The sequence below is a fragment of the Cupriavidus sp. 8B genome, from assembly GCF_054589115.1.
On record NZ_BAAILO010000182.1, the window covers coordinates 15,479 to 41,398 of the forward strand.

At 63.6% G+C, this 25,920-nt stretch carries 23 protein-coding genes and 3 pseudogenes; 15 read left to right on the plus strand and 11 right to left on the minus strand.

What is annotated here, in order from left to right; all coding sequences use genetic code 11:
• Positions 1 to 693, minus strand: a 693-nt coding sequence (locus ACYP5B_RS18410) for an SDR family NAD(P)-dependent oxidoreductase (RefSeq protein WP_459570648.1), incomplete at its 3' end; no start/stop codon positions are given.
• A 305-nt stretch (positions 694 to 998) separates the two neighbouring features.
• Here ACYP5B_RS18410 and ACYP5B_RS18415 point away from each other — a divergent pair.
• The 3 genes from ACYP5B_RS18415 to ACYP5B_RS18425 all read left to right on the plus strand — a co-directional run bounded on the left by ACYP5B_RS18415 (position 999) and on the right by ACYP5B_RS18425 (position 4,418).
• Positions 999 to 1,400 (plus strand): SgcJ/EcaC family oxidoreductase, encoded by a 402-nt coding sequence (locus ACYP5B_RS18415; RefSeq protein WP_459570649.1) that lies wholly within the window; start codon positions 999 to 1,001, stop codon positions 1,398 to 1,400.
• A gap of 137 nt (positions 1,401 to 1,537) precedes the next feature.
• The gene (fusA, locus tag ACYP5B_RS18420) at positions 1,538 to 3,586 is read left to right on the plus strand and encodes an elongation factor G (RefSeq protein ID WP_400095496.1); all 2,049 of its coding nucleotides are present in this window, start codon (positions 1,538 to 1,540) and stop codon (positions 3,584 to 3,586) included.
• A 40-nt stretch (positions 3,587 to 3,626) separates the two neighbouring features.
• On the plus strand, positions 3,627 to 4,418 hold the full coding sequence (locus ACYP5B_RS18425; RefSeq protein ID WP_459570650.1) for an alpha/beta hydrolase: 792 nt from the start codon (positions 3,627 to 3,629) through the stop codon (positions 4,416 to 4,418).
• A gap of 74 nt (positions 4,419 to 4,492) precedes the next feature.
• On the opposite strand, the gene ACYP5B_RS18430 is transcribed toward ACYP5B_RS18425, so the two are convergent.
• Both ACYP5B_RS18430 and ACYP5B_RS18435 read right to left on the minus strand, forming a co-directional pair.
• A complete protein-coding gene (locus tag ACYP5B_RS18430; protein ID WP_459570651.1) occupies positions 4,493 to 5,353 on the minus strand; it encodes a class I SAM-dependent methyltransferase in 861 nt (286 codons plus the stop codon).
• A gap of 79 nt (positions 5,354 to 5,432) precedes the next feature.
• Positions 5,433 to 5,603 (minus strand): hypothetical protein, encoded by a 171-nt coding sequence (locus ACYP5B_RS18435; RefSeq protein WP_459570652.1) that lies wholly within the window; start codon positions 5,601 to 5,603, stop codon positions 5,433 to 5,435.
• On the opposite strand from ACYP5B_RS18435, the gene ACYP5B_RS18440 reads away from it, so the two are divergent.
• Entirely contained in the window at positions 5,596 to 6,672 is a 1,077-nt protein-coding gene (locus ACYP5B_RS18440; protein WP_459570653.1) for a mechanosensitive ion channel family protein, read from the plus strand. The two genes, ACYP5B_RS18435 and ACYP5B_RS18440, sit on opposite strands and share 8 nt — an antisense overlap.
• Before the next feature lie 56 nt (positions 6,673 to 6,728).
• Here ACYP5B_RS18440 and ACYP5B_RS18445 read toward each other — a convergent pair whose 3' ends face one another.
• The 3 genes from ACYP5B_RS18445 to ACYP5B_RS18455 all read right to left on the minus strand — a co-directional run bounded on the left by ACYP5B_RS18445 (position 6,729) and on the right by ACYP5B_RS18455 (position 10,116).
• Positions 6,729 to 7,937, minus strand: coding sequence for a serine hydrolase domain-containing protein (locus ACYP5B_RS18445; RefSeq protein ID WP_459570654.1), 1,209 nt, complete (start codon positions 7,935 to 7,937; stop codon positions 6,729 to 6,731).
• Positions 7,938 to 8,098: 161 nt separating this feature from the next.
• Entirely contained in the window at positions 8,099 to 9,067 is a 969-nt protein-coding gene (locus ACYP5B_RS18450) for an NAD-dependent epimerase/dehydratase family protein (protein ID WP_459570655.1), read from the minus strand.
• Positions 9,068 to 9,321: 254 nt separating this feature from the next.
• Entirely contained in the window at positions 9,322 to 10,116 is a 795-nt protein-coding gene (locus ACYP5B_RS18455) for an SDR family NAD(P)-dependent oxidoreductase (protein ID WP_459570656.1), read from the minus strand.
• 267 nt (positions 10,117 to 10,383) lie between these two features.
• Between ACYP5B_RS18455 and ACYP5B_RS18460 the strand changes: the two are divergent.
• Positions 10,384 to 10,494, plus strand: a pseudogene (locus ACYP5B_RS18460) (helix-turn-helix domain-containing protein); the annotation flags it as partial.
• A gap of 49 nt (positions 10,495 to 10,543) precedes the next feature.
• Here the strand turns inward: ACYP5B_RS18460 and ACYP5B_RS18465 are convergent.
• Both ACYP5B_RS18465 and ACYP5B_RS18470 read right to left on the minus strand, forming a co-directional pair.
• Positions 10,544 to 11,566: a class I fructose-bisphosphate aldolase gene (locus ACYP5B_RS18465; protein WP_459570657.1), complete on the minus strand. Its 1,023-nt coding sequence runs from the start codon at positions 11,564 to 11,566 to the stop codon at positions 10,544 to 10,546.
• A gap of 86 nt (positions 11,567 to 11,652) precedes the next feature.
• Entirely contained in the window at positions 11,653 to 11,988 is a 336-nt protein-coding gene (locus ACYP5B_RS18470; protein WP_459570658.1) for a DUF3175 domain-containing protein, read from the minus strand.
• A gap of 285 nt (positions 11,989 to 12,273) precedes the next feature.
• Here ACYP5B_RS18470 and ACYP5B_RS18475 point away from each other — a divergent pair, with 285 nt between their 5' ends.
• Positions 12,274 to 12,879, plus strand: coding sequence for a J domain-containing protein (locus tag ACYP5B_RS18475; RefSeq protein ID WP_459570659.1), 606 nt, complete (start codon positions 12,274 to 12,276; stop codon positions 12,877 to 12,879).
• A gap of 155 nt (positions 12,880 to 13,034) precedes the next feature.
• On the opposite strand, the gene ACYP5B_RS18480 is transcribed toward ACYP5B_RS18475, so the two are convergent.
• Both ACYP5B_RS18480 and ACYP5B_RS18485 read right to left on the minus strand, forming a co-directional pair.
• Positions 13,035 to 13,790: an SDR family oxidoreductase gene (locus ACYP5B_RS18480; protein WP_459570660.1), complete on the minus strand. Its 756-nt coding sequence runs from the start codon at positions 13,788 to 13,790 to the stop codon at positions 13,035 to 13,037.
• A gap of 43 nt (positions 13,791 to 13,833) precedes the next feature.
• Positions 13,834 to 14,235, minus strand: a complete 402-nt coding sequence (locus tag ACYP5B_RS18485; protein ID WP_459570661.1) for a nuclear transport factor 2 family protein — start codon at positions 14,233 to 14,235, stop codon at positions 13,834 to 13,836.
• 225 nt (positions 14,236 to 14,460) lie between these two features.
• On the opposite strand from ACYP5B_RS18485, the gene ACYP5B_RS18490 reads away from it, so the two are divergent.
• From ACYP5B_RS18490 to ACYP5B_RS18530, 9 genes and pseudogenes are all read left to right on the plus strand, one after another.
• Positions 14,461 to 15,099, plus strand: coding sequence for a TetR/AcrR family transcriptional regulator (locus tag ACYP5B_RS18490; protein ID WP_459570662.1), 639 nt, complete (start codon positions 14,461 to 14,463; stop codon positions 15,097 to 15,099).
• Positions 15,100 to 15,716: 617 nt separating this feature from the next.
• On the plus strand, positions 15,717 to 15,815 hold the full coding sequence (gene kdpF, locus ACYP5B_RS18495; RefSeq protein ID WP_318235815.1) for a K(+)-transporting ATPase subunit F: 99 nt from the start codon (positions 15,717 to 15,719) through the stop codon (positions 15,813 to 15,815).
• The gene (gene kdpA, locus ACYP5B_RS18500) at positions 15,812 to 17,599 is read left to right on the plus strand and encodes a potassium-transporting ATPase subunit KdpA (protein WP_459570663.1); all 1,788 of its coding nucleotides are present in this window, start codon (positions 15,812 to 15,814) and stop codon (positions 17,597 to 17,599) included. Before kdpF ends, kdpA begins: the two co-directional genes overlap by 4 nt.
• Positions 17,600 to 17,609: 10 nt before the next feature.
• Positions 17,610 to 19,727 (plus strand): potassium-transporting ATPase subunit KdpB, encoded by a 2,118-nt coding sequence (kdpB, locus tag ACYP5B_RS18505; RefSeq protein WP_459570665.1) that lies wholly within the window; start codon positions 17,610 to 17,612, stop codon positions 19,725 to 19,727.
• Positions 19,728 to 19,783: 56 nt separating this feature from the next.
• Positions 19,784 to 20,353, plus strand: coding sequence for a potassium-transporting ATPase subunit KdpC (gene kdpC / locus ACYP5B_RS18510; protein ID WP_459570666.1), 570 nt, complete (start codon positions 19,784 to 19,786; stop codon positions 20,351 to 20,353).
• A gap of 75 nt (positions 20,354 to 20,428) precedes the next feature.
• Positions 20,429 to 23,109 (plus strand): annotated as a pseudogene (locus ACYP5B_RS18515) (DUF4118 domain-containing protein).
• A 37-nt stretch (positions 23,110 to 23,146) separates the two neighbouring features.
• Positions 23,147 to 23,848, plus strand: coding sequence for a response regulator (locus ACYP5B_RS18520; RefSeq protein ID WP_459570686.1), 702 nt, complete (start codon positions 23,147 to 23,149; stop codon positions 23,846 to 23,848).
• A gap of 154 nt (positions 23,849 to 24,002) precedes the next feature.
• A complete protein-coding gene (locus tag ACYP5B_RS18525) occupies positions 24,003 to 24,260 on the plus strand; it encodes a hypothetical protein (RefSeq protein ID WP_459570667.1) in 258 nt (85 codons plus the stop codon).
• Positions 24,179 to 24,511: pseudogene (locus tag ACYP5B_RS18530) on the plus strand (cation:proton antiporter domain-containing protein); the annotation flags it as partial. The gene ACYP5B_RS18525 and the pseudogene ACYP5B_RS18530, both read left to right, overlap by 82 nt.
• Positions 24,512 to 24,577: 66 nt before the next feature.
• Here ACYP5B_RS18530 and eno read toward each other — a convergent pair.
• On the minus strand, positions 24,578 to 25,879 hold the full coding sequence (gene eno / locus ACYP5B_RS18535) for a phosphopyruvate hydratase (protein WP_459570668.1): 1,302 nt from the start codon (positions 25,877 to 25,879) through the stop codon (positions 24,578 to 24,580).
• Between the last annotated feature and the right edge of the window lie 41 nt (positions 25,880 to 25,920).

Consider the following 25,920-nt stretch of genomic DNA (forward strand, 5'->3'; position numbering starts at 1 on the left):
GATAAAGGCACTGTCGTCCGAGGCGAGGAATACCGCAGCCTTGGCGAGGTCGTCTCCCGTGGCCAAGCGGCCCGCCGGTGTGGCGTCAATCATCGCGGCCTTGTGCTCCGGCGTCACCAGGGTGTCCAGGCCGGGAGTCTGGGTGTGGCCCGGGGCGAGCGAGTTCACGCGGATATGGCGCGGCTTCAGATCGTTTGTCCAGCTGCGGGCAAACGAGCGTATTGCAGCCTTGGTGGCGTTGTAGACCGAGAAATCGGCGTAGCCCTTGAACGAGGCAACGGATCCGGTCAGGATGACCGAGCCGCCGTCTACCAGCAGCGGTAGCGCCTTTTGCACCGTGAACAGCGTGCCGCGTACGTTCACGTCGAAGGTCTTGTCGAAGTGCTGCTCCGTGATCTCCCCGAACGTACCGAATTCATAGACGCCTGCGTTGGCAAACAGCACGTCCAGGCGCCCTGCTTCTTCCTTGATCTGCGCGTAGATGCGGTCGAGGTCGTCCAGATTTGCCACGTCGCCGCGAATCGCGACTGCGCCGCGCCCGATTTCGCTGACGGCCTGGTCGAGTTCGGCCTGACGGCGCCCCGTGATGAAGACGCGCGCGCCTTCCGATGCGAACCGCTTGGCGGTGGCCAGGCCGATGCCTGCGCTGGCTCCGGTGATCAACGCGACTTTGCCTTCGAGCTTGTTTGCCATGATGCTTCTCCAGATCGAGTCCCTCGGGCTTTGGTGGTGCTGGCCGGAGGGGCTTCGTTAAGTGGTGCCGGTATTGGTTGCCACGGATAGAGAGTAATAACGAGGCCTGCCTGTCGGTAGCCATCTGGCGGGACTAACAGCTATTCCAGATTCGAATTGATGGTGCTCAGAGCGATATGGGGCCGTACCGCGTGCGCCGGTCTGCCGCGCTCTGCCAGCTAGAATGGGCAAGTGCGCTCGCTGCGTCCCGGACGGGCGCAGGGCGCGCACTTGCCCTGGCTTGACCCTTACAGGAACTATCAGGAATGACCCAAGACGAACGTGCCATCCGCGACGTAGTCGACACCTGGTTCGCCGCCAGCAAGGCCGGCGACATCGCCACCGTCCTGGACCTGATGACTGACGACGTGATCTTCATGGTCGCCGGCCAGCCGCCCTTCGGCAAGAAGGCGTTCGCGGCGGCGTCGGAAGGCATGAAGAACGTCAAGATCGAGGGCGCCTACGACATCCAGGAAATCCAGGTCCTCGGCGACTGGGCTTATCTGCGCAACCATATCCGGATGACCATCACGCCGCCTGGCGGTAGCCCCGCCGTGCGCCGCTCCGGCTATACGTTGACGATCCTGCGCAAGGACGCCGACGGGCGTTGGCGGCTTGCGCGGGATGCGAATCTGCTGGCGGCGGAAACTGCAGCGACGCCGTCATGATGGCGTCGCCGGGTGAACCGCAGGGACAAGACAGTCGTTGTGCAGTGCACCAGGCAAGCCACGCTGCTACCGCGCATGGCGTTCCCGCCCTATATCGCCAATAATGGTCTAACTGCCATTGCCGGACGAGGGCGACCATGCTTTATAGTCCCGATGCCATTCGTACAGTCGCCCTGCTGGGGCACGCGGGGTGCGGCAAGACCTCGCTGGTCGAGGCGTTGCTGCACAAGGGAGGCGCGCTGCACATGCCCGGCAGCGTCGAGCGCGGCACCACGGTGTGCGATTTCGATCCCTTGGAGCGCAAATATCGCCACTCGCTCGCCACGGCGGCTGCCCACCTCCACTATCACGACACCCGTATCTACCTGCTCGACACGCCTGGCTATCCGGATTTCGCCGGCCTGTCGATAAGCGCCCTGGCGGCGGTGGAGACGGCCGCCATCGTCATCAACGCGCAGGCCGGCATCGAGATGACAACTCGGCGCATGATGGCCTGGGCGCAGGCGCGCAAGCTGTGCCGGATGATCGTGGTCAACGGCATCGACAAGGAGAAGGTGGATCTGCCCAAGCTGGTGGCGGACCTCCAGGAGGCGTTCGGCAAGGAGTGCTTGCCGATCAACCTGCCGGCGGGGCGAGGCAGCGAGGTTGTCGATTGCTTTTTCAACCCGGCGGGCGAGGCTGATTTCCTGTCGGTGGCTTCGGCGCACGAGGCGCTGGTCGATCAGGTGGTGGAGATCGATCCCAAGCTGATGGAGCTTTATCTGGAGCAGGGCGAGCAGATTGCGCCGGAGCAATTGCACGCGCCGTTCGAGCGGGCGTTGCGCGAGGGGCACCTGGTGCCGATCTGCTTCACATCGGCGACCAGCGGCACGGGCGTTCCGGAACTGCTCGACGTGATCGTGCGGTTGCTGCCTAACCCGGCCGAGGGCAATCCGCCGCTGTTCTACCGTGAAGCAGGCGAGCGCCAGGAAACGGTTCGTGCCGAGCCGGTGCCCGACAAGCATGTGCTGGCCCATGTCTTCAAGATCACGATGGACCCGTATCTGGGGAGGATGGCGGTGTTCCGCATCCACCAGGGCACGGTCACGCGCGACAGCCAGCTTTTTATCGGCAACGCCCGCCAGCCGTTCAAGGTCGCGCATCTGCTGATGCTGCAGGGCAAGGAGCGCGTTGAAGTGCCGCAGGCCGGACCCGGCGACATCTGCGCCGTGGCCAAGATCGACGAGATCGCCTTCGACGCCGTGCTGCATGATGCCAGCGAGGATGCACACATCCACCTGGCCCCGCTCGACTTTCCCACGCCGATCTATGGCCTGGCGATCGAACCATCGCGCCGCGGCCACGAGCAGCGCCTGGCTGAGGTGCTGCAGAAGCTGAGCGCGGAAGACCCCTGCCTGCGCATCGAGCATCCGGCCGGCACCAATGAGACCGTTGTGCTTGGCCTGGGTGAACTCCAGCTGCGCTGCGCGCTGGAGCGCCTGACGGAGCAGTACAAGCTGGAGGTGGTGACGCGGCCGCCGAAGATTGCTTATCGCGAGACCATTGGCGGCAAGGCCGAGGGGCATCATCGCCACAAGAAGCAGACGGGTGGTGCCGGCCAGTTCGGCGAGGTGCAGCTGCGCGTTGAGCCGCTGCCACGCGGCACGGGCTTTGAGTTTGTCGACGCGGTCAAGGGCGGCGCGATTCCGGGCCAGTTCATTCCCGCTGTGGAAAAGGGCATCCGCCAGGTCCTGGAGAGTGGCCCGCTGGCGGGCTTTCCGATGCAGGACGTGCGCGTCACCGTGTACGACGGCAAGAGCCATTCGGTCGATTCGAAGGAAGTGGCATTCGCGGCCGCGGGGCGCAAGGCCTTTATCGAGGCCGTGCTCAAGGCGCGGCCGAGCGTGCTGGAGCCTATCGTGGATATCGAGGTGACGATGCCAGAGGCGGCAATGGGCGACATCATCAGCGACCTCTCCGCCAAGCGCGGCCAGGTGCGTGGCACGCGTACCGCGGCGGGCAACAGCGTTCTCGTGACAGGACAGGTGCCGCTGTCGGAGCTCAACGACTATCAGTCGCGCCTGAACAGCATCACTGGCGGTCATGGCAACTACACGATCCAGCTCAGTCACTACGAAGCCGTGCCGCCCGCACAGCAGCAGCAGATGGCGTCGCAGCACAAGGCGCATGGGGACAGCGCGGACTGATGGGATGCCTGGATGCGGGGGTGCCGGGTTGCGAATGGCGATGAAGACCGCTGGACTTGTGCTATGGCTCGGCGCTCTTCTGCCTTCCCCTGCCCTTGCGGCTCTGCAGGACCAATTTCTGTATTTCCCTGTCAAGGCAGAGTTGCCAGAACTGGTTGCTGGCGGGCTAAGGGCCTGGCCGTCTTCGCAAGACTTCAAGGGGTTGGTTGCCGAGCCCACCGGGCCGGTGCGTGCCACTGCGATTGTTTTCCATGGCAATGCCGGACATGCCGGTAACCGTAAGGCTTACGCCGCGGCGCTGGCGCCCGTGGGCGTGCGCGTGATTCTCGCCGAGTACCCAGGCTATGGACCGCGCCCGGGACCGTTGGGCGAAGCCAGCCTTGTGGCGGATGCAGAGCAGGTCATTGCGCAGGCCTATCGCCAATATGGCGCACCGCTGCTGTTGATCGGCGAATCGCTGGGGGCCGGCGTTGCGGCCGCGGCCGGAGCGCGCCAGCGGGACAAGACAGCAGGCCTGATGCTGATCACGCCATGGGACACGCTGCAGCATGTTGCCGGCTACCACTATCCCTGGCTGCCGGTGTCGTGGCTGCTGCGGGACCGCTACGACAGCGCGGCCAACCTGGCGTTGTTCGACCGGCCCGTGGTCGTGGTGGTTGCCGAGCGCGACAGCATCGTCCCGGCGCGCTTTGGCGTGGCATTGCATAAGGAGTTGGTAGCGCCTCGGCAATTGCGCGTAGTGCCTGGTGCCGAGCACAACGATTGGTTCGAGCGAGTTGACGATGGCTGGTGGCGCGATGCCCTTCGTTTCTTGCTCGGGGGTTCGGATTGATTTGCCGCCGCCCCGTGCCGAACCGCAGGTAGCCCGTACCGGGGTGTTGCCACAACGGGAATGCATGCGGGCCGCTAGGTATTCGCCACCAGCAGCTCCTCCGCATTGTTCGGCGGGCGCAGATCATCCGTCCTGCCCGCGAAGTAGCGCCGGGCAAGATCGGCCGCCGAGACGTGCCGTGCTTCCCTGAAGCCAGCTTCGCGGGCCAGCGCCAGGATCTCCGGCGGGGTGAAGAAGCTGAGGAAAGGGGTCCCGCTTGCTCGCGCGCCCTTCTCCGCCATCTCGAGCCCGGGACGTACCTCGGGGTCCGCCAGCTCCAGCGGCAGCAGGAACGTCATGGCGAGGGTCGATCCCGGGGCGAGATCGGCGACCTGGCGCAGCGTGGCCGCGTTCGCAGCCTTGGTGAGATACATGCTGACGCCAGTGGAGACCACGATTGCCGGCTTGCTGTCATCGAAGCCGGCGGCCGCGAGCCCGTCCCGCCATCCCTCGCCCGCCTCGAAATCGACCGGCACGAAGCGCAGCCAGTCCGGGATGCCGAAACCGAGCTCCATCAGGCGCTGACGCTTCCATGCCTGAGGACCCGGCTGGTCGACCTCGAACACCCTCAGGCGGGATGCGATCTCCGGCCTGCGCTGCGCGAAGCTGTCAAGGCCGGCGCCGAGGATGACGTACTGAGCCAGCCCGCGGGCGGCCTGTTCCGCGACCAGGTCTTCGATGAAGCGAGCGCGCGCCACGATCGAAGCGCGGAAGGGGCGCGTGAACTGCGGGTCCATGTCCCCGCGGCGGCGCCAGTCCTCGTCCGGGGCCAGCAGCTTGAGGCCGATCTTGTCTTCCAGCACATGCGGCGGGGCGTCGGCCTCGACATGCAGGGCGCGCCACAAGGCGACTCGCGCTGCCGTGCTGTCCGGCGCTACATCTTGCTTGTCGTTCATGACTCTCCATCCGGTTGGGCCGGGCAACAGCGCATCGCTCAAGTCGCTGCAGCGAATGTCGGCCGACGGCGGCAACAATTCATCCATTGATCGTATCATTTGCCCGGCAGACCATGGCGCGTGCGGTGCCGAATTCCATGCGATTGCCGCCGCCTGCCCCAAAACGGCGAAACTTCTGTCCCATCTTCATGTCGTTACCTGCAATCAACACGCAACCCGCGATGACATAGGACGATCGACCGATGAACATTGCAATCCTCCTCGCCCACCCCTGGTTCGGCACATGGGCAGCGGCCCTGATCGCCGTCGTCGTCGCACTGCTGGCGCATCGCCTCGGCGGCATGCTGCTGTTGCGCATTACCCGGCCCGCCCCGGTGCTGCATACGATTGTGAGGAAAGCGCGTGCCCCGGCTGAGGTGGTCTTGCCCTTGCTGGCGCTGCAGCCGGTCTGGCTGGCCGCGCCAGACGCGCTACGCTGGATCGACAGCGTGCGCCATCTCAACGGCCTGTTGCTCATTGCCGCCACCACCTGGCTTGTGGTGCGCATCATCGCCGGCTTCGCCCAGGGCATCCTGGATCGGCACCCCGTGGACGTAGCGGACAACATGAGTGCACGGCGCATTCACACGCAAACACGCGTGCTCTCGCGCACTGCGATGACCCTGGTCGTGGTGATGGGTGCGGCGATGCTGCTCATGACCTTTCCGGGGGCTAGACAAGTCGGCGCCAGCCTGCTGGCCTCGGCAGGCGTGATTGGCCTGATTGCTGGCTTGGCGGCCAAGCCCGTGTTCAGCAACCTGATTGCCGGGCTGCAGATTGCGCTGACGCAGCCTATCCGGCTCGATGACGTACTGATCATCGAAGGTGAGTGGGGCCGCGTGGAGGAGATTGCCGGCACGTATGTGGTGCTCCGGATATGGGACGAGCGCCGTCTCATCATCCCGCTGCAGTATTTCATCGAGAAGCCCTTCCAGAACTGGACCCGCAACAATGCCCAGATCACGGGATCCGTGTTCTTCCACGTCGACTACGGCATGCCGCTGGCCCCGCTGCGCAAGGAGCTGGAGCGCATCGTGCACGCAGCGCCACAGTGGGACCAGCGCTTCGTCAATCTGGTGGTCACCGAAGCCACGGAGCGGACGATGCAGATACGCGTACTGTGCACCGCGGCCTCGTCTGGCCAGGCGTGGGATCTGCGCTGCATCGTGCGCGAAGGGCTGATCGACTTCATGCAGCGCGAATTCCCGCAGTTCCTGCCACGACTGCGCATTGAGGGCGACGGCGGCGCGCCGCCGCGAGATACACCGTCGCCCGCCTGAGCCGCACGAGCCTCTTGAGCGCTTGGGTCAATGCTTCTACCAGTTGCTACCAGTTGCTACCAGTTGCCATAGGTCGATACGATGCCACGCAGCAGCGCGTCGCGTTCCGCGCCAAGGTGGGCGCCGCTCGCGTCGCCCGACGCATCCTTGCCGACAGCGGTATGCACCACCACCAGGTTCAACGCGGGATCGACGAAGATGGCCTGCCCGTGGATGCCCAGGAGGGCAAACCGGCGGTGACTGCCGGGCAGGATCCAGGTTTGCAGGCCGTAGCCGTAGTAGGTGCTGCCGTGGTACTCCATGTGCCCTGGCCGAAATGCTTCGGGTTGCCGTGGTGCATCCGTCATCGCGAGCAGGTGGTCGCGTGATAGCACAGCGGTGCCCCTCACCAGTCCATCGGACGCCATCATCAAGCCCAGGCGAGCGTAGTCGTGCAGCGTGGCATTGAAGCCACCTTGCGCGAGCTCTTCCTGGTCGACCGGGTTCACCAGCCACGTCGCCTGCGCCTGGGCGCCGATCGGCTTCCATAGCTTCTCATCGACGTAGTCACAGAGCGTGCGGCTCGTGGCACCACGCAACACCAGCCCCAGGATTTGGGTCTGGGCCCCGGCATAGTTGAAGCGCACCCCTTCGGGATCGCTGCGCGCCGTGATCAGCCGAGCGGCCTGGGCAACGCCAGCTCGGCGCACGGCATCGTTGAACCTGGCCCGATCGTCGTGCGCCGAGTAGTCCTCGGTGTACCGGGCGCCCGAGGCCATGCGCATCAGATTCACGATTCGGGTCTGTCCGTACAGCGTGTCCTTGAGCTGAGGCGCGTAGGTCTCGGCGGTGTCATCAAGGGAACGGATGAAGCCCTCTTCCTGCGCCTTGACGATGGCCAGCGCGGTAATCGTCTTGGCCATCGAGTTGGAGAGCATCCGCATGTCAGCGGTGCGCATGTAGTTGTAGCGTTCCGCGACAATCTCGCCGTCCTTCACGACCAGAAGTCCGGTGGCGCGCTGTCGCTGCATGTAGTCGTCCAGTGTCAACTGGCGGCCACGAAAACGGTAGGTGAACGGCGTCTCGATGGCGGCCTTCTTCAGCGCAAGCGGATCGTCTGCCGACGCGAGCGCGCAGGACGGATTGAAGCTGTCCATCGCGCTGAACGAGCCGACGCGATAGCGCTCATCAAAGGCTTGCCTCTGGCTGCGAGCCGGCGGATAGCCCTCGGCTCTGCCCAGGGATTCTTCGTCGGGGGCGGCCGCGCTAGCGCTGACGGCGAGCAAGGCAAGCAAGGCAAGCGGCGGGAAGGAGAGCAGGCGAGCGATCGTCATCACGGCAGGATGTCATTGCGATGGCAGCATATTCTCATGCCATCGAGGCAGATACGCTGAAGGCTACGGGCGGATCCTGGAGGCGTTCTTGAGCCGGCCTCCAGGCGCGACATTCAGGCGGCGTACGACCCGAACTCGATATCGTGCAGGATGTCCGTGCGGGTTGGCGACCAGCCCAGCAGACGGCGTGTCTTATCTGACGACATGCGCTTGTTCAACGAGAGGCTCACGCCGACCGGGCCGCCAGCAGCGTACATCTCCTCGAGCTGGAGACTCGCTGTGCGATCGCCGGCGCCGATCATGCGGCTGACGGCCGCGGCGAGCTCCCGCTGGCTGACTTCACCTGCTACGCCGTGCAGCACTGCGCCAGCGGGCGCGCCCTCGACCGCGAGACAATACAGTTCGGCTAGATCATCCACATGAACATATCCCTGCAGCGTGCCGCCTGCTCCGAGGTGGGGCGCGACGCCTTGGGCGCGGGCCATGCGGATGAGGGCGGGCAAGTCGTAGCTGCCGCCGTTTCCATAAACGAGGCCCGGACGCATCACGATGCCCCGGATCCCGAAGGCGTTCGCCACTTCCTTCTCCGTCTCGACGCGCGCGCCCATGGCTGCGCCGAGCATTTCCACCAGCAGTGGCGGCACATTTGCCGATGCAGGCGCGAAGACCGCGGGCGGCAACGGCAGGCGCACATCTTCATCGAATACGTCGCGCGTCGCCTCGCCGCCATTGACGATGCCAAGGACCGCCGAGCCGCTGGTGAAGACCAGGGTCTTGCCCGACCCCTCGACAGCGCCAAGCATGGCGCGAATCGCGTCCCGATCCTGCGCGAACGTTTCGGCGCTGCCCGCCAGTGAGCCGATGCTTGCCGTACTGACGATCGTATCGACTCCGCTGGCCGCTCTGATCAGGCTCGCGTTGTCGGTGAAGTCGCCGGCGACAGGGGTGATTCCGGCGAGGCGAAGCCGCCCGGCGGATTCTTCCGATCGCGCGAGGCCGAAGACCTCGTGTCCACGTTTGACGAGCGCCTTGGCGGCGGCACCACCGATATAGCCGGTCGCTCCGGTCACGAGAATCTTCATTGCGTTTCTCCTTGACGAGCCGGCGTTCTTTCCTGATGTTTCATGTTCATATCCAATGAGTCTGAGCGTTAGAAGCCGCCGTCCGGATCCGGCGAATCGTTGAATTGAGCACGCTTCGCGCGCAGCTCGGCGTCCCGGCGTCGACCCGATGCACGGCCGCGTCCGATTTGCGGGTGCGGATGCCCTGGGTTGGGTTACCCGTCTCGATGGCGAAGACGCGTGCAGGGACCGGCTGCAAGCGTCTCCGAGTGCTTTCAGCCTTGGAGCCCCATTTTTCCAGTGGCCATTGCCGCGAGGCGAACCGCGAGCGTTCGGGGAACAAAGCGCGACAACCAGGTGGCCGCTCGCACGCTTGTCCGCCCTGGGTAGGCGACCGCTTTCCTTCGATCGAAGGCCTTGAGTGTTTTTTCGACAACCGATTCCGAGCTGTCCATGTCCTTGGGCGACACCTCGGTCGACACCCCGTCAAAGAAGCTCGTTGCCGTGGGTCCTGGGCAAGCTGCCATCACATGAACGCCCGTGCCGGCAAGCTCATATTGCAGCGCTTCGCTGAAGAAAAGGACGAACGCCTTGGTGGCAGCGTAGGTGCCCATGTAAGGGAGCGGCTGAAAGCTCGCGTTGGACGCAAGATTGATGATGCCGCCCGTGCCCCGCTTTGTCATTGCGCTGCCAAGCTGGTGGGCAAGCGCGACCAGCGCCTGGACGTTGACCTGGATCTCCGACTGTACTTTCTTGAAATCCTGCGAGAGGAAGCTGCCGGTCAGGCCAAGCCCCGCATTGTTGACCAGCAGGTCGACCTGAATGCCGCGGTGCTCGAGTTCCTCGCCGATCTGAATGGCGGCATAGGGATTGGCCAGGTCAGCGCTGAGCGGGACGCATTGGACGCTGTATCTGGCGGTAAGGTCTTGCGCCAGGGCGCGCAAAGCGTCACCAGAGCGCGCTACCAGCACCAGGTTCATGCCGCGTGCGGCAAGTGTCTCCGCGAAGACCTTCCCTAGCCCTTTCGATGCCCCTGTAATCAAAGCGGTCGAGCCACGATAAACAAACATTCTTTACCCCTTGCGTAAGGATGAACTTGCATTAGCCTCGCCGACGCGTTGATCCCGGCCTGGATTGCCGGTCACGTTGCCTGGCTGGCGACGGCGGTCGGCGGCGTTCATGCAAGGCTGACGGCGTCCCGTGCCCTGTCGGGAACGTTCGCACGAGCTTCATGGGGATTCGATCGCCGATTGCTGATGTGGAACATTGTGCAAGGTCCGGCGCGCTTTGATAATTGGCCCACCGGTTGAATCATCTTCAAAAAGAACGGAAATATCGTGGAGAACCCCGGTGACATCCGGCTTTTTGTTGAAACGGCAAACCCAGGCGGGCTGTCGGCCGCAGGACGCAAGCTGGGACACTCTCCTGCGGCGGCGAGCGCACGTATTCTCAACCCGCATTCAACGATCAATCGACTTTGGGCTATGTTCCCAAAGCTCAGCCCGCAGCAGTCTCCAGCGCCGCTTCGTATTGCCCCAGGCAGGCCATGCCATTCAGCCGTGCGCGCTGCAGCAGCGCCCGTTGCGCTTGCGCCGCGTTAGCGGCTTCGCCATGCCAGGCCAGCAGGGGCGGCTCCTGCAAGGCGCGCCCGTAGGAGAAGGCCAGCCGCCAGGGCTGCGGGGCGAGCCGGTTCATGGCATCGAGATTGGCGGTGGCCTCAGTGGGCGTTTGGCCGCCGGACAGGAAGAAGATGCCCGGCACCGCCGCCGGCACCGTGCGCTTGAGCACCTGCACGGTCTGCATGGCAACCTCGGCCGGCGCCGCGTGCCCGGCCTCCTTGCCGGGGAGCACCATGCTGGGTTTCAGCAGCATGTGTTCGAGCACCACCGCATGCCGGTGCAAGGCGTGAAAGACTTCGTGCAGCACGGCCTCGGTGACCTCGGCGCAACGCGCCATGGAGTGCGCGCCATCCATGAGCACCTCGGGCTCGACGATAGGCACCACGCCCGTCTCCTGGCAGATCGCGGCATAGCGTGCCAGCGCCTGCGCATTGGCCTGGATGGCAAGCTGCCCAGGCAGTTTGTCGGACACGTTGTACACCGCGCGCCACTTGGCAAAGCGCGCGCCCTGCTGGCGATAGCCGGCAAGCCGCTTGGCCAGCCCGTCGAGGCCTTCGGTGATCTCGTCGCCGGGAGCATGGGCGAGCGCGAGCTTGCCCTTGTCCACCTTGATGCCGGGCACGATGCCATGGCGCGCAGCCAGTTCTGGCAGCGGCGTGCCATCGTCGGCGCGCTGGCCCAGCGTTTCCTCGTACAGGATCACGCCGCTGATGAATTCACCAAGACCTGGTGTCGACAGGAGCAGGTTGCGCCACACCCGGCGGCTCTCCTCACTCGATTCCACCCCGATGCGCTCGAACCGCTTGGCGATCGTCGGCCCGCTCTCGTCGGCGGCCAGCAGACCTTTGCCCGCTTGAACCAGGGCGTCCACGGTGGCTTGCAGTTCGCTTCGTGTGTCCATGATGTTGCTCCGCGAAGATGACATGGGAACAAGCATTAGCTCGCACACGCAATCGCGCAAGCGAGCCGGGGGCGCGTGGCCGGTCCTTATGGTGGCCGCCCGAACGCTTCGCGCAGCTTGCCCTTGGCCTGCTCGAGCGTGGCGCGGCGCTCCCTGGGCAGGTTACGGCCGGCGCGATTGATGTAGAAGTTGAGCATCGACATCGCCGACTGGAAAGCCGTGCCCTTGCGGCGCCGGCTGCTCAGGGCGGACCGCTTGAGCGAGGCGGCGATCTCCTCGGGGCTGTCCGAGGCGAAGAGATGCGGTTCGAGGTCCAGTGCGTTGCTGCGCACGGTCACATCCTGCGACCAGCGCCGCACGGTCCCGGCGCTAGTACCGGCGCGGCCCTTTGCCGGCCGGCGAGTGGATTTCGTGGCGGCCATCTCTGGTCCTCTTACAATTTCATCGGCATCCATCAAGCCTAGGCAACTTTTCGCCGTCTTGGCCGCTCCGGGGGGCTGCAAGACGCGGTACCGCCAGCGGCATGCCCTATCGGCGAGGCCGCCACGACAAGAGCGGAACCGTGCCGAATGACGTCGATGTGCATATAAGCGCGCAAAAGGGGATAAGTGCGCTGTCGATAACAGCACCACGTCGACGTGGCGGTGACCGTGCTGGCGGGTCACCCCGTGCTAGGATAAAAGCCCCCCAGCAGCCACCCCAGGCCCATGACCACCCTCTACGCGACCCTCGGCGTGCAATCGGATGCCACCCTGGACGAGATCAAGCGCGCCTACCGCCGCGCCGCGATGAAGTGGCACCCCGACCGCAACCTTGGCCGCGAGGCGGAGGCGCACGGGGTATTCCAGGAAATCCGCGATGCCTACGCCATTCTTTCCGATGCCGTGCAGCGCCAGATCTACGACGAAGTATTCGAGCGGGAGATGCGGCGCTGCCAGGCCGAGCGCGAGGCGCAGGAAGAACAGGAGCGCGAGACCCAACGCGAGGCCCAGCGCGTCGCGCAGGAACACTACGAGAAGATGGTCGCCATCGCGATGCGCTTTGCCGATGACGGCCACAACCGCGACGTCATCTTCGGCGTGCTGCTCGGCCGGGACTGCGACGTGGAACTGGCGGCACGCATCGCGGACAGCGCATGGGCCTTGGAGGCGTCGCGGCGGGCAAGCGCGCCGGCCGCAGACGCGCCTGACACCGGGGCTGCCCCGACGCCCGGCGGGGCGGAGGCGTCAAACCCCGACGAGGCGACGCGGCCCAGGCGTCACCCCGGCGCCTTCGATTCGTTCTGGCACGGCTTGTTCGGCATCCGCTCGTAGCGGAGGGAGGGGGGACATGCCGAGGCCGAAGAATCCGAGCCTGTGCCCGACTGGCGAAGGCCAAGACCACGACATTGGCTATGGCACTCGGCGATATGGGCATCCATGTCAATCCCCTCTCGCTCGGCGGCACTCTGTATCCGGCAGGCAGCGAATCACCCAGCCTGCATCGCCATCATCTGTGCATTGAAGCCATTGACCATGTCGTGTTCACCGGGACCCGGGTTGCCACGGAACAGCTTGGCGCCTTCAACCAGAATCTCATCTGCATCGGTTCCGAGGACAGCGATCGTTTCGTCGATGAACGCTTCAAGCGGCATCGCTTGTTCGGCTTCGCGGCTGTTCATGAGGTCCGTGCGTACCCAAGGCGGTGCGATCTCGAGTACGCGAACCTTCGTGTCCCGCAGCATGAAGCGCTGCGAGAGGATGTACGAATGAAGCGCCGCCTTGGTCGACGAGTACACGGCAGTCACAGCCAACGGCACGAACGCCAGCACCGAGCTGGTATAGGCGACGACAGCATCGTTCCTGGTCTTGAGGTGATCGATCAACGCGGACGTCATGCGGATCGGCCCCATGAGGTTGGTCGTGATGGTGGACACCATCAGCGCGTCATCGATCTGGCCACCCGCCTGGTCCGGCTGCATGACACCGGCGTTATTGATCAGCACGTTGAGATCGGGATAGTCCGCGATCAACTGCGCCGCTACCCGCTCGATGCTGGCGGCATCGGTGATGTCGAGCTCGACCGCGGCCATGCCAGGGTTCGCAGCCACCACCTCGTCCAGGTGGCTGCGCCGGCGGCCGCCGACGATGACCTTGTTGCCGCGCTTGTGGAGCGCCTCGGCTAGCCCGCGGCCAATGCCTGAACCGCCGCCCGTGATGAAGATCGTGTTTCCGGTGAGTTTCATGATCATTTCCTTGCTGATGCTTTAGTGGTTGACGCTTGCGTGCTCAGGCCGAGAACCGGTCGCCGAACATCGGCAGGCCGCTGACGGATTGCGCCTGGGTCGCTTCGTCCTGAAGGACGTCCCAGTGCTCGGCGAGTTTGCCGTCCTCGAAACGGATGACGTCGGCTGCAATCCACGCGGCGGGTCTGCCCATTCCCGAAAAGCGGCCATGCGCGATGACATAGTCACCCTCGGCCAGGATCAGCTGGTTTTCATAGCGCAAGGTATCGGGCAGCGTGCGGATCAGATCGAACAGGCCTGCGCGTCCCGGCGCGATATGTGCGCTGTGCTGAATGTAGCGATCGGACCAGAAGTGCTCTGCTGCAACGTAGTCGCGCTTGTTGAACAGGGTGTCGAATGCTTCCAGCACAAGCGCCTTGTTCTGTTCAGGGGTTGTCTTCGTCATGTTGCGTTCCTCTTTGAAGAGCCGGGCGGCGACGCGGTCAGGCGTCGGGTAGACGTTGTGTCCGTGCTGCGTGGACGTTTGAGTCAAGTGGGTTATACTTAAGACAATGGTGACTGACATTGTCATGTGCTGGATTGTGGCGACTCGCCTCGGCAATGTCAATGGTGATCGACATTGTATTTTCGATGAGTCTTATTGGGCCGTTGGCGGCCGAAGAGAGGGGGAATGGGTGTTTCCAAGCAGCAGGCGATTGAAAACCGGCACGCGATCGTGGCAGCCGCCGAGAAGCTGTTTCGCGAGCGCGGCGTCGATGCGGTCGGGCTCGCCGAGCTGATGAAGGCGGCGGGCTTTACACAGGGCGGTTTCTACAACCACTTCAAATCAAAGGACGCGCTGGTCGCCGCGGTGATGGACAAGGCCATGGAGGATGGTGGAGATGCGTTTGCCTCGATAATCGAAGCCGCCAGATCGGCTGACGCCGACCCGGTCAAGCAACAGATTCAGTGGTACCTATCCCCCGAGCATCGCGCGAGTATCGATGCGGGTTGCCCCTTGTCGGGTTTTGTAGGCGACGCCCGCCGGCTGGGCGAAGCGGCGCGCGACGCTTACGCGGAAGGTCTCGCGGGGAACCTCGAACGATTCACCAGAGTCATCGAAGAGACGGATGGGACCAAAGAAGGTAGCCGCAGGAAAGCGATCACGCTGTTCAGCCAAATGGTTGGCACGTTGCTGCTTTCGCGTGCGGTTGCCGACATTGACCCGGCGCTCGCGGATGAAATTCTTGATGAGGGCCGCCAGCATCTCCTCACCGCCGTGGATGCGCAACCCGCAATCCGATCACGTGGCCACTCGCGCCGAGGGTAGCGCAATGTCCGTTCGGGCTTGGAGAGCGGCCATTGGATCGCTGCCCGTGAGTCGAAGGCAATGGCGCCCGCCGCCTGCCGATCAGATCGCCGGCCCCGACTCCGCCCGGGGCACGAGCGAGCGATAGAGCGTAGCAGCCTAAGGTGGTGATCTGGCGGCTTCGATGTGCTGGCGTACCCCGAACGTCCGATGCAATGCGGCCCCCGCGTAGGGCTGAAGATCCTGCAAAGCGAGCGGCCGGCCAAATCTTGCCAACGGATGCGACTCCAGAACCTGCGTCTGGATCGGCATCGGGTGGGAATGATGGGGAAATAGCGCCGCGTCGAGTGGAGTCGCAAGCATCCCGACCAAGAGCAGAAAATGCCGCCTATAGCAAAGGGGACCGGGCATGCCAAATAGGTAAAACAAATCACTTTCCGGCCAAGATCTATATATGTTTTTTACATGAACCGCCGTCTTTTCGACACGGTCTTTGCAGCGGCCTTCCTATATTGAGGCAGTCTCCCTTCGCAAAACGGAGTATTTCGTGGACGCGATAGTGGTGTTGCTGATTCCGGCATTTGGTGCTGCGCTGTGGGCGCTGATCGCGGGCTTTCGCCGTCTGGAGCGTCGGGGCCATGAACGCTGACCTGCTTTACTGGCTGGCGGGTGGCGTGACCATCGGCTTGTTCGCCTATCTCCTTTACGCGCTGTTCAATGCGGAGGACGTGGCATGAACTCCTCTCCCGTCGTCCAACTCGGACTCTACCTGGTTGCGCTGTTCGCGCTGGCTTGGCCGCTGGGCCGCTACCTGACTGCCGTTATGGACGGCCGCCTGAGCGCCCGCTATGGCTGGCTCGGTGCCTTCGAGCGTGGCATCTGCAAGCTGATCGGCACCAGTGCCGATGAAGACATGCCGTGGTGGCACTATGCCGCTGCAATCGTGCTCTTCAACTTCCTTGGGGTGATCGCCGTCTATGCGCTGCAGCGCCTGCAAGCTTGGCTGCCGCTCAACCCGGCCGGCATGGCCAATGTCGAAGCCGGCTCCGCTTTCAACACTGCCGTCTCCTTCGTCACCAACACCAACTGGCAGGGCTATAGCGGCGAAAGCACCATGAGCTACCTGACGCAGATGCTGGCGTTGACGGTGCAGAACTTCTTTTCGGCCGCCACCGCGATCGCCGTCGTAGTGGCACTGGTCCGTGGCTTCGCCCGCCGCTCGGCCGCCGGTATCGGCAATGCGTGGGTCGATCTCGGCCGCGCCACCGGATATGTGTTGCTGCCATTCGCCTTCCTCATCGCCCTGTTTCTGGCCGGGCAAGGCGCGATTCAGAATTTCGATGCCTATCAGGATGTGAAACTGATCGAGCCGATCGCCTACCAGCAGCAAAAGAACGACGCCAACGGCAAGCCCATGGTCGATAGCGCTGGCAAGCCGGTGATGGAGGACCTGAAGACGGACAAGCAGACCATTGCCATGGGTCCGGTTGCCTCACAGGAGGCGATCAAGATGCTCGGCACCAATGGCGGTGGCTTCTTCAACGCCAATTCCGCCCATCCCTACGAGAATCCGACTGGGGTGGCCAATTTCGTCCAGATGCTATCGATTTTCCTGATCCCGGCCGCGCTGTGCTTCATGTTCGGTGCCATGGTCGGCGATATGCGGCAGGGCGTGGCGGTGGTCGCCGCCATGACGGTGATCTTCGTCGCCATGTTTGCCGTGGTGCAGTGGTCCGAGATGCATGCCAACCCGCTGCTGACGCAGCTTGGCGTCGACGGCACCGCCGGCAACATGGAGGGCAAGGAAACCCGCTTTGGTATCACCGCCTCCAGCCTGTTCACTACCATTACCACTGCAGCAAGCTGTGGCGCGGTGAACACGATGCACGACAGCCTGCTGCCGCTGGGCGGTCTTGTACCCATGCTGCAGATCCAGCTTGGCGAGGTCGTATTTGGCGGGATCGGCTCTGGGCTTTATGGCATGCTGGTATTCGCCATGCTGGCGGTGTTTCTGGCCGGCCTGATGATCGGCCGTACGCCGGAATACCTCGGCAAGAAGATCGAAGCCTATGAGATGAAAATGGTCTCTGCCGCGATCCTGATTACGCCGTTTCTGGTCCTGGGTGGTACCGCCGTCTCCGTGCTGGCCAAGGACGGCCTGGCGGGCATTCTCAATCCGGGTGCCCATGGCTTCTCGGAAGTCCTGTATGCCTTTTCCTCGGCCGCCAACAACAACGGCTCGGCGTTTGCCGGTCTAAGCGCCAACACCCCTTACTACAACCTCCTGCTGGCACCTGCGATGTGGTTCGGCCGTTTCGTGCCGATCGTAGCTGTGCTCGCCATTGCCGGCAGCCTGGCCAGGAAACCCCGCCTGGCCGTCTCGAGCGGCACGATGCCCACGCATGGCGTGCTCTTCGTAGCGTTGCTGGTTGGCACGGTGATCATGGTTGGCGCGCTCACTTATATCCCGGCCCTGGCTCTGGGTCCAGTGGTCGAACACCTGCAACTGTTTGCCCATTAGGACATCGGCCATGAACGACACGACGCGGCCCGATCCGCCTTTGCAGGGTGGCCACATTACCGGCGACCGCGCTTTGCGCTCGCTGCCTCTATTTGATCCGGTGCTGGTCAGGCCCGCGGTCGCGGATTCCTTCCGCAAGCTGTCGCCGCGCGCGCAGCTCCGTAATCCGGTGATGTTCGTCGTTTGGGTGGGCAGCGTGCTGACCACCTTGCTCGGCATCCAGGCCGTCTACGGTCGCGGCGAGGCGCCCGCCGGCTTCATCTTTGCCGTCTCCGCCTGGTTGTGGTTCACGGTGTTGTTTGCCAACTTCGCCGAAGCGCTGGCCGAAGGCCGAGGCAAAGCCCAGGCAGCGGCTTTGCGCGGCAGCCGCAGGAACGTGATGAGCAAGCAGCTTGAGCATGCCAGGCGCGATGCACAGGTTACGGTGACGGACTCCCTCAGCCTGCGCCGCGGCGACATTGTGTTGGTCGAGGCCGGCGACATCGTACCGGCGGATGCCGAAGTGCTGGAGGGCGTCGCCTCGGTGGATGAATCGGCCATTACCGGCGAATCGGCTCCAGTCATTCGTGAGTCTGGTGGCGACTTTTCCGCCATCACCGGGGGCACTCGCGTGCTGAGCGACTGGCTCATCGCTCGCGTGACCGCCAATCCCGGGGAGGCTTTCCTCGACCGGATGATCGCCATGGTGGAAGGCGCCAAGCGCAAGAAGACGCCAAACGAGATCGCCCTGACCATTCTCCTGGTGGCTCTGACGCTTGTCTTCCTGATGGCGACCGTGACGCTGTTACCGTTCTCGCTATTTGGCGTGAACGCTGCAGGCAGCGGTAGCCCGGTCAGCATTACCGTACTGGTGGCGCTGCTGGTCTGCTTGATTCCCACTACCATCGGCGGCCTGCTTTCCGCCATTGGCGTAGCCGGCATGAGCCGTATGCTGCAGGCCAATGTGATAGCCACATCAGGGCGCGCAGTGGAGGCCGCCGGCGACGTCGATGTCCTGCTGCTGGACAAGACCGGCACCATCACGCTCGGCAACCGCCAGGCCAGCACCTTCGTGCCAGCACCGGGTGTGTCGGACCGGGAACTGGCCGATGTAGCGCAGTTGGCCTCACTATCGGACGAAACGCCGGAAGGTCGATCGATCATCGTGCTCGCCAAGGAAGAGTTCGGCCTGCGCGGTCGCGAACTGCATGACGCCCACTTCCTTCCCTTTACCGCGCAGACCCGCATGTCCGGGGTCAATATCGGCGAGCGTCATATCCGCAAGGGGTCTGCCGACGCGGTGCGATCCCATGTGGAGGCCATGGGAGGTCACTACCCGGCGGGCGTAGCCGACCAGGTCGACCAGATCGGCCGCCGCGGCAGCACACCCCTGGTGGTGGCCGATGGCCCGCGCGTAATGGGCGTGGTCGAACTGAAAGATATCGTCAAGGGTGGCATCAAGGAGCGCTTTGCCGAACTGCGCGTCATGGGCATCAAGACGATCATGATCACCGGAGACAATCGTCTGACTGCGGCCGCCATCGCCGCCGAAGCGGGCGTCGACGACTTCCTTGCTGAAGCCCGGCCGGAAGACAAGCTCAAACTGATCCGTGACCACCAGGCCGATGGCAGGCTGGTGGCGATGACCGGCGACGGCACCAATGACGCCCCGGCGTTGGCCCAGGCTGATGTGGCGGTAGCGATGAACAGCGGTACGCAAGCAGCCAAGGAGGCCGGCAATATGGTCGATCTCGACAGCAACCCCACCAAGCTGATCGAGATCGTCGAGACAGGCAAGCAAATGCTGATGACGCGCGGTGCGCTAACGACCTTCTCGGTGGCCAATGATGTCGCCAAGTACTTCGCCATCATCCCGGCCGCCTTCGCGGTCACTTATCCGCCACTGAAGGTGCTGGACGTGATGCATCTCTATAGCCCGGCCTCGGCCATTTTGTCGGCGGTGATCTTCAATGCTGTCGTCATCATTGCCCTGATCCCCCTGGCCTTGAAGGGTGTGAAATATCGAGCGCTAGGCGCCGATGCGCTATTGCGCCGGAACCTGTTGATATACGGCGTAGGCGGCTTGATCGTACCGTTCGTCGGCATCAAGCTGATCGATGTCGTGCTTGGACTCATCGGCGTCGCGTAGGCGCCGGGAGACCTCGCCCAACCAAGTGGCAGAGGATTCGGCAAGGAGTCTGGATCATGAAATCCCTGATACGGCCGGCCGTGACGCTGTTCTTGCTGTTGAGCGCGGTGACAGGCCTGCTTTATCCGGCCGTGGTCACCGGCGTGGCGAAGCTGCTGTTCTCGCATCAGGCGGCGGGCAGCCTGATCCAACGCGGCAACGAGGTAGCCGGCAGCGAACTGATCGGCCAATCGTTCAGTGGCATGCGCTACTTCTGGAGCCGGCCTTCCGCGACCTCGCCGATGCCGAACAACGCTACGTCTTCTGCCGGCTCAAACCTCGGCCCAACCAACCCGGCGCTGGTGGATGCGGTCAAGGCACGCGTCGAGGCAGTCCGTGCCGCGCACCCGGACCAGACAGGCCCGGTGCCGATCGATCTGGTGACAACGTCCGCTTCCGGCCTGGACCCGCATATCTCGCCGGCGGCAGCCTACTATCAGGTCGAACGGATCGCCAAGGCCCGCGGCTTGCCGCCTGCCAGGGTCAGGCAGTTGGTGGACCAGTACGTGGAGCGCCCCAGTTGGGGCATCTTTGGCGATAGCACTGTGAACGTGCTCAAATTGAACCTGGCACTCGACAAGGCCTGATCCGCTTCCGCAAGGTCTGTGGAATTCGGCCCTACGCCTTATGGGGTTGCCGTTTCCGGACCGAAGAGGTGGACCATGGACGCCGATCGCCCCGATCCAGATCGTCTGCTGGAAGCAATCAGGGAGGACGAACTAGCTGCCGCGCGCGGCAAGCTGAAGATATTCTTCGGCGCCTGCGCCGGTGTCGGCAAGACCTACGCCATGTTGCAGGCCTGCCGGCAGAAGCAGGCCGAAGGCGTGAACCTGGTCATCGGTGCGGTGGAAACGCATGGCAGGGCCGAGACCGCTATCCTGCTCGACAGCATGCCCGTGCTGCCGTCGCGCAAGATCGCCTACCGGGACCGGATACTGGCCGAGTTCGATCTCGACGCCGCGCTGGCGCTGAAGCCGGCGCTGATCGTGGTGGACGAACTGGCGCACTCCAACGTCGTGGGAAGCCGTCACCAGAAGCGCTGGCAGGACGCGGACGAACTCCTGGCGGCGGGTGTCGACGTCTACACCACGCTCAATGTGCAGCACATTGAAAGCCTCAACGATGTCGTCGGATCGATCACCGGCATCCGCGTGCGCGAGACGGTACCCGATCGCGTATTCGACGCCGCCGACGAGGTGACGCTAGTTGATCTGCCTCCCGACGAACTCCTGATCCGGCTTGCTGCCGGCAAGGTATATCTGGTCGACGCAGCGGAGCGGGCCACCAGGAATTTTTTCCGCAAGGGCAACCTGATTGCGCTGCGGGAGCTGGCGCTGCGCCGGACCGCCGATCGGGTCGATGCGCAGATGCAGGCCTACCGGGCCGACCGGGCCATCAGCAGCGTCTGGCAAGCGAAGGAGCGCCTGGTGGTCTGCATCGGTCCAGGCCAGAGCGGCGAAAAGCTCGTCCGCGTTACCGCCAGGCTGGCTGCCAAGCTGCAAGCCGACTGGATCGCCGTCTACGTCGAGACGCCCGCACTGCAACGACTGCCGCCCGCTACCCGCGCACGCGTGCTGAGCGTGCTCAAGCTGGCCGAGGAAATGGGTGCCGAGACCGCCACGCTGGCCGGCAGTGATGCCGCGGCCACGCTGGCAGCCTATGCCAAGAGCCGCAATGCCGGAAAATTGGTGATTGGCCATCGGCTAATACCCGGGTGGCGACGCAAGCTATTACCCGGGCTAGCTGACCGGCTGGCGGAACGGGCGGCGGAGTTGGACCTTCTTCTGGTTGGCGTCGACGAGACGGCGCCGCCAGCCGACGAGCGGCGCGTCCAGCTCGGCCAACTGGATTGGCGCGCCTACGGTGCGGCAACCGCCATTGTCGTGGCCACCACTGCGGCCGCTGCGGGCCTGCTTTCCGTGTTTGAGCTGGCCAATGTGGTGATGGTATTCCTGCTCGCGGTAGTCGGGGTCGCCATCCGCTACGGACGTGGACCGGGTGCGCTGGCAGCGATGTTGTCGGTGCTGGGTCTTGATTTCTTCTTCGTTCCGCCCAGGTTCACCTTCACGGTCAATGACACCCAGTATTTTTTACCTTTGCGCTGATGCTTCTGGTGGCGCTAGTGATTGGCCAACTGGCCGCTCAATTGCGCTTCGAGGCCAAGATTGCGCGCGTGCGCGAACGGCGGGCCGCTGAGCTCGCCGGCCTGGCGCAGCAGCTTTCGGCGGCATTGATCACCGAGCAGATTGTCGACGTCGCAGTCGACCGGATTGGCACCATCTTCCATGCCAGATCTGCCGTGCTGCTGCCTGACAGCCATGAGCGCATACGCGAACCTCACGAGACGTCCGATGCGGCCGCGTTGGTGCTGACTGACAACAGTGTGGCGCAGTGGGTTTACGACCACCAGCAAGCGGCTGGCCAGGGCACCAACACGCTGCCGTCAGCAACTGCCCGATACCTGCCGCTGAAGGCACCGATCCGAACCAGGGGCGTGCTGGCAATCCAGCCGGCCGACGTGGCGCTGTTCGATACACCGGAAGACATGCGCCTGCTCGACACTTGCGCCTCGCAGATTGCACTGGCACTGGAGCGAGTGCATTTTGTCGAAGTCGCGCAGGACGCGCTGGTCCATATGGAAGGCGAGCGGCTGCGCAACAGTTTGCTGGCCGCCGTGTCCCACGACTTGCGTACGCCGCTGACCGCACTGGTCGGCCTGGCCGATACACTGAGCCAGGATGAGTTGCCGCCGGAAACCCGCAAGGAGCTAATCGCCGCGGTAGGTCAGAAGGCTCGGGGAATCGCTGAACTGGTCGGCAAACTTCTGGATATGGCGCGCTTGCAAGCGGGCGCAGTCAAGCTCAAGCGCGACTGGCAGTCGCTGGAGGAAGTGCTAGGCTCGGCCCGGCGCCAACTCGAATCGGTGCTGGCCAGGCACAAGGTAAGCTCCCGCCTGCCGGCCGATTTGCCGCTGTGCGAATTCGATCCGGTGCTGATCGAACGCGTGTTTGTGAATATTTTGGAGAACGCCGCCAAGTACACTCCGCCGGGTAGCGAAATAGTGGTGTCCGCCACCGTCGGTGATGGCATGCTCCATGTGATCGTGGACGACAATGGTCCCGGCTTGCCAGCCGGGCGCGAGGAAACGCTGTTTGCCAAGTTCGAGCGAGGCGAGAGCGAATCTGCCCAGCCCGGCGTCGGCCTTGGCCTTACCATTTGCCGCGCGATCGTCGAAGCCCACGGTGGCCGCATGCACGCTGAGAACCGCAGGGAGGGCGGAGCCCGCTTCGTCTTCACGCTGCCATTCAGCGCATCCCTGGCCATTAACGAGACAGAATCTTAAACGCGTTCGATAGTTCGCCACTTCATACGGCACACGCATCATGAAAACCGCTGCCCGCATTCTGGTCGTTGAAGACGATGCCCACATCCGGCGTTTTGTCTGCGCTTCACTGACCGCCGAGGGCTACAGCGTGTTCGAAGCGCAGACCGTGGCACGTGCGCTGGTCGAGGCCGCCAGTCGACAGCCCGAGCTGTTCGTTGTCGATCTCGGGCTGCCTGACCGCGATGGCCGCGAACTCATCTCGGAACTCCGCGCATGGACGCTGGCCCCCGTAATCGTGCTGTCGGCCCGTGACCACGAAGAGGATAAGGTGGCAGCACTGGATGCCGGCGCCGACGACTACCTCATGAAGCCATTTGGCGTGCCGGAGCTGCTGGCTCGAGTCCGGGCGCAGTTACGGCGCAGTACCGTGATCACCGGCAGTGAACACGCCGGGATGGTGAACTTTGGCGATGTGGCCGTGGATCTGGCGGGCCGGCAAGTGAGGCGCCAAGGTAATCTGGTGCGATTGACGCCAACCGAATATCGCCTGCTGGTAGCCTTGATCAGGGGGCATGGCCGCGTGCTGACGCATCGCCACCTGCTGCTCGAGGTATGGGGGCCGAATAGCTCGGAGCATGCTCACTATTTGCGGATTTACATGGGCAATCTGCGGCAAAAGCTGGAGGTAGACCCGGCTAATCCTCATCACTTCATGACCGAACTGGGTGTGGGGTATAGGCTCGTTGGCCTGAGTTGAGCGGGATTGCTATGGTTGACGCACAAGACCCTGCACACGAAGTGATTTAGGCAGGCAATGACATTCGCGATCTTCTGACCCTTGGTCTTGGGGCTGCAAGACCTTCTGTGGAGTGAGAGGATGCCGGGTGCGAGGCGGAAAGGCAACTTGCGTCATGATTGACGCCATCGCCCTGCTCGTCGTTGCGGCGGCGGGATTCGCCTATCTCAATGAACGGATTACGCGCCTGCCAATGACCATCGGCGTCGCGGCGATCGCGCTCGCATGCTCCCTGGTGTTCATGGTGTGCGACGGTCTGCAGATTGCGGACTTGCGCGATCCCGTATCCCGGTGGCTGTCGGCGCTCGACTTCAGTCAGCTACTGCTGCAGGGCATGCTGTCGTTCCTGCTTTCGCGGGTGCATTTCATGTAGATGGGCGCAGGCTACGGCAATACGCATGGCAGATTGGCTTCCTGGCCGTCGTGGCAACGGCGGCCTCCGCGTTCCTGATCGGCGTTGCAACATATTGGGCGCTCCAAACGGCTGGCGTCCAACTAACGTTAGTCTACTGTCTAGTCTTTGGAGCTCTTGTCGCACCCACCGACGCGGTCGCGGTCCTGGGGGCTTTGCGTAGGGCGAAGGTGCCAGGGAACGTTGAGACCGCTATCGCCGGAGAGTCCCTGTTCAACGATGGACGCGTTGACGTGATGCAAATGGCCGTTTTGGCCTTTGCGGACGTTCAGACATTCTCAGGGGTTCATGGCACATCGAACACGCTGCGCAAACGCCGTCGATCCCGCATACGTGGCCCGCTCGCCCAACTCGGTTTCGATCAGCAGTATCCGGTTGTACTTCGCCACACGATCCGAGCGGCAGAGTGAGCCAGTCTTGATTTGGGTGGCCGAAGTCCCTACCGCGATATCGGCAATCGTTGTGTCTTCCGTCTCGCCGGAACGATGGGATACCACCGCTGTGTATCCTGCCGCAGCAGCCATCGAGATAGCTGCCAAGGTCTCGGTGAGGGTCCCGATCTGATTCGGCTTGATCAGGATGGAGTTGGCGATCCCTTCCTTGATGCCTCTCTCTAGGATGGCGGTATTGGTGACGAACAGGTCGTCGCCCACAAGCTGAATGCGTTCTCCAAGCGTCTGCGTCAGCAGCTTCCATCCTGCCCAGTCGTCTTCTGCCATGCCATCCTCGATCATGACGATGGGGTAGCTTTTCGCCAGTGTGGCGAGATAGTCGCAGAAGCCGCTGGCGTCGAAGCGCTTGCCTTCGGAGGCCAGGCTATACACCCAGTTTTCGTAGAGTTCCGAACTGGCGACGTCCAGCCCAAGTGCGATGTCGGGGCCAACCCGATAGCCGGCGATCTCGATTGCGCTGATGATCGCTTCTAGCGCAGCCTCATTGGAGGGGAGATCAGGAGCGAACCCGCCTTCGTCACCCACGGCGGTTGAGAGGCCGCGTTTTCGCAGCACGCTCTTGAGCGAGTGAAATACCTCTGCGCCCCATCGGATCGCCTCGGCAAATGACGTGGCGCCTACCGGCAAGATCATGAACTCTTGTATGTCGACGTTGTTGTCCGCGTGGGCGCCTCCGTTGATCACATTCATCATCGGTACTGGGAGCACGAAGCGGTCGGTCGTCGAGAAGCGTCTGTACAAGGGCACCCGCTGGGATGCAGCCGCTGCCCTGGCGGTGGCGAGCGACACCGCTAAGAGCGCATTCGCGCCCATGTGGGATTTCGCCTCCGTACCGTCCGCTTGCAGGAGCAAACCATCCACGGCCGCCTGGTCCGCCGCGTCGCAACCGACCAGCGTTGCGCTCAGGTCTTCGCTGACGTGTTTGACGGCCTGCCGGACACCTTTTCCGCCGTAGCGAGCTGGGTCATTGTCCCGGAGTTCCAGCGCTTCCCGGCTGCCGGTGGAGGCGCCCGAGGGTGCGGCCGCATATCCGCAGGCGCCATCGGCCAGTGTCACCTCTGCGGCCACGGTAGGATTGCCACGGGAGTCCAACACCTCGAAGCCTCGAATAGATCGGATGACGGTCATGATGCATGCCTCAAATAGTGATGTCGTCGGTGCCGAGGGTT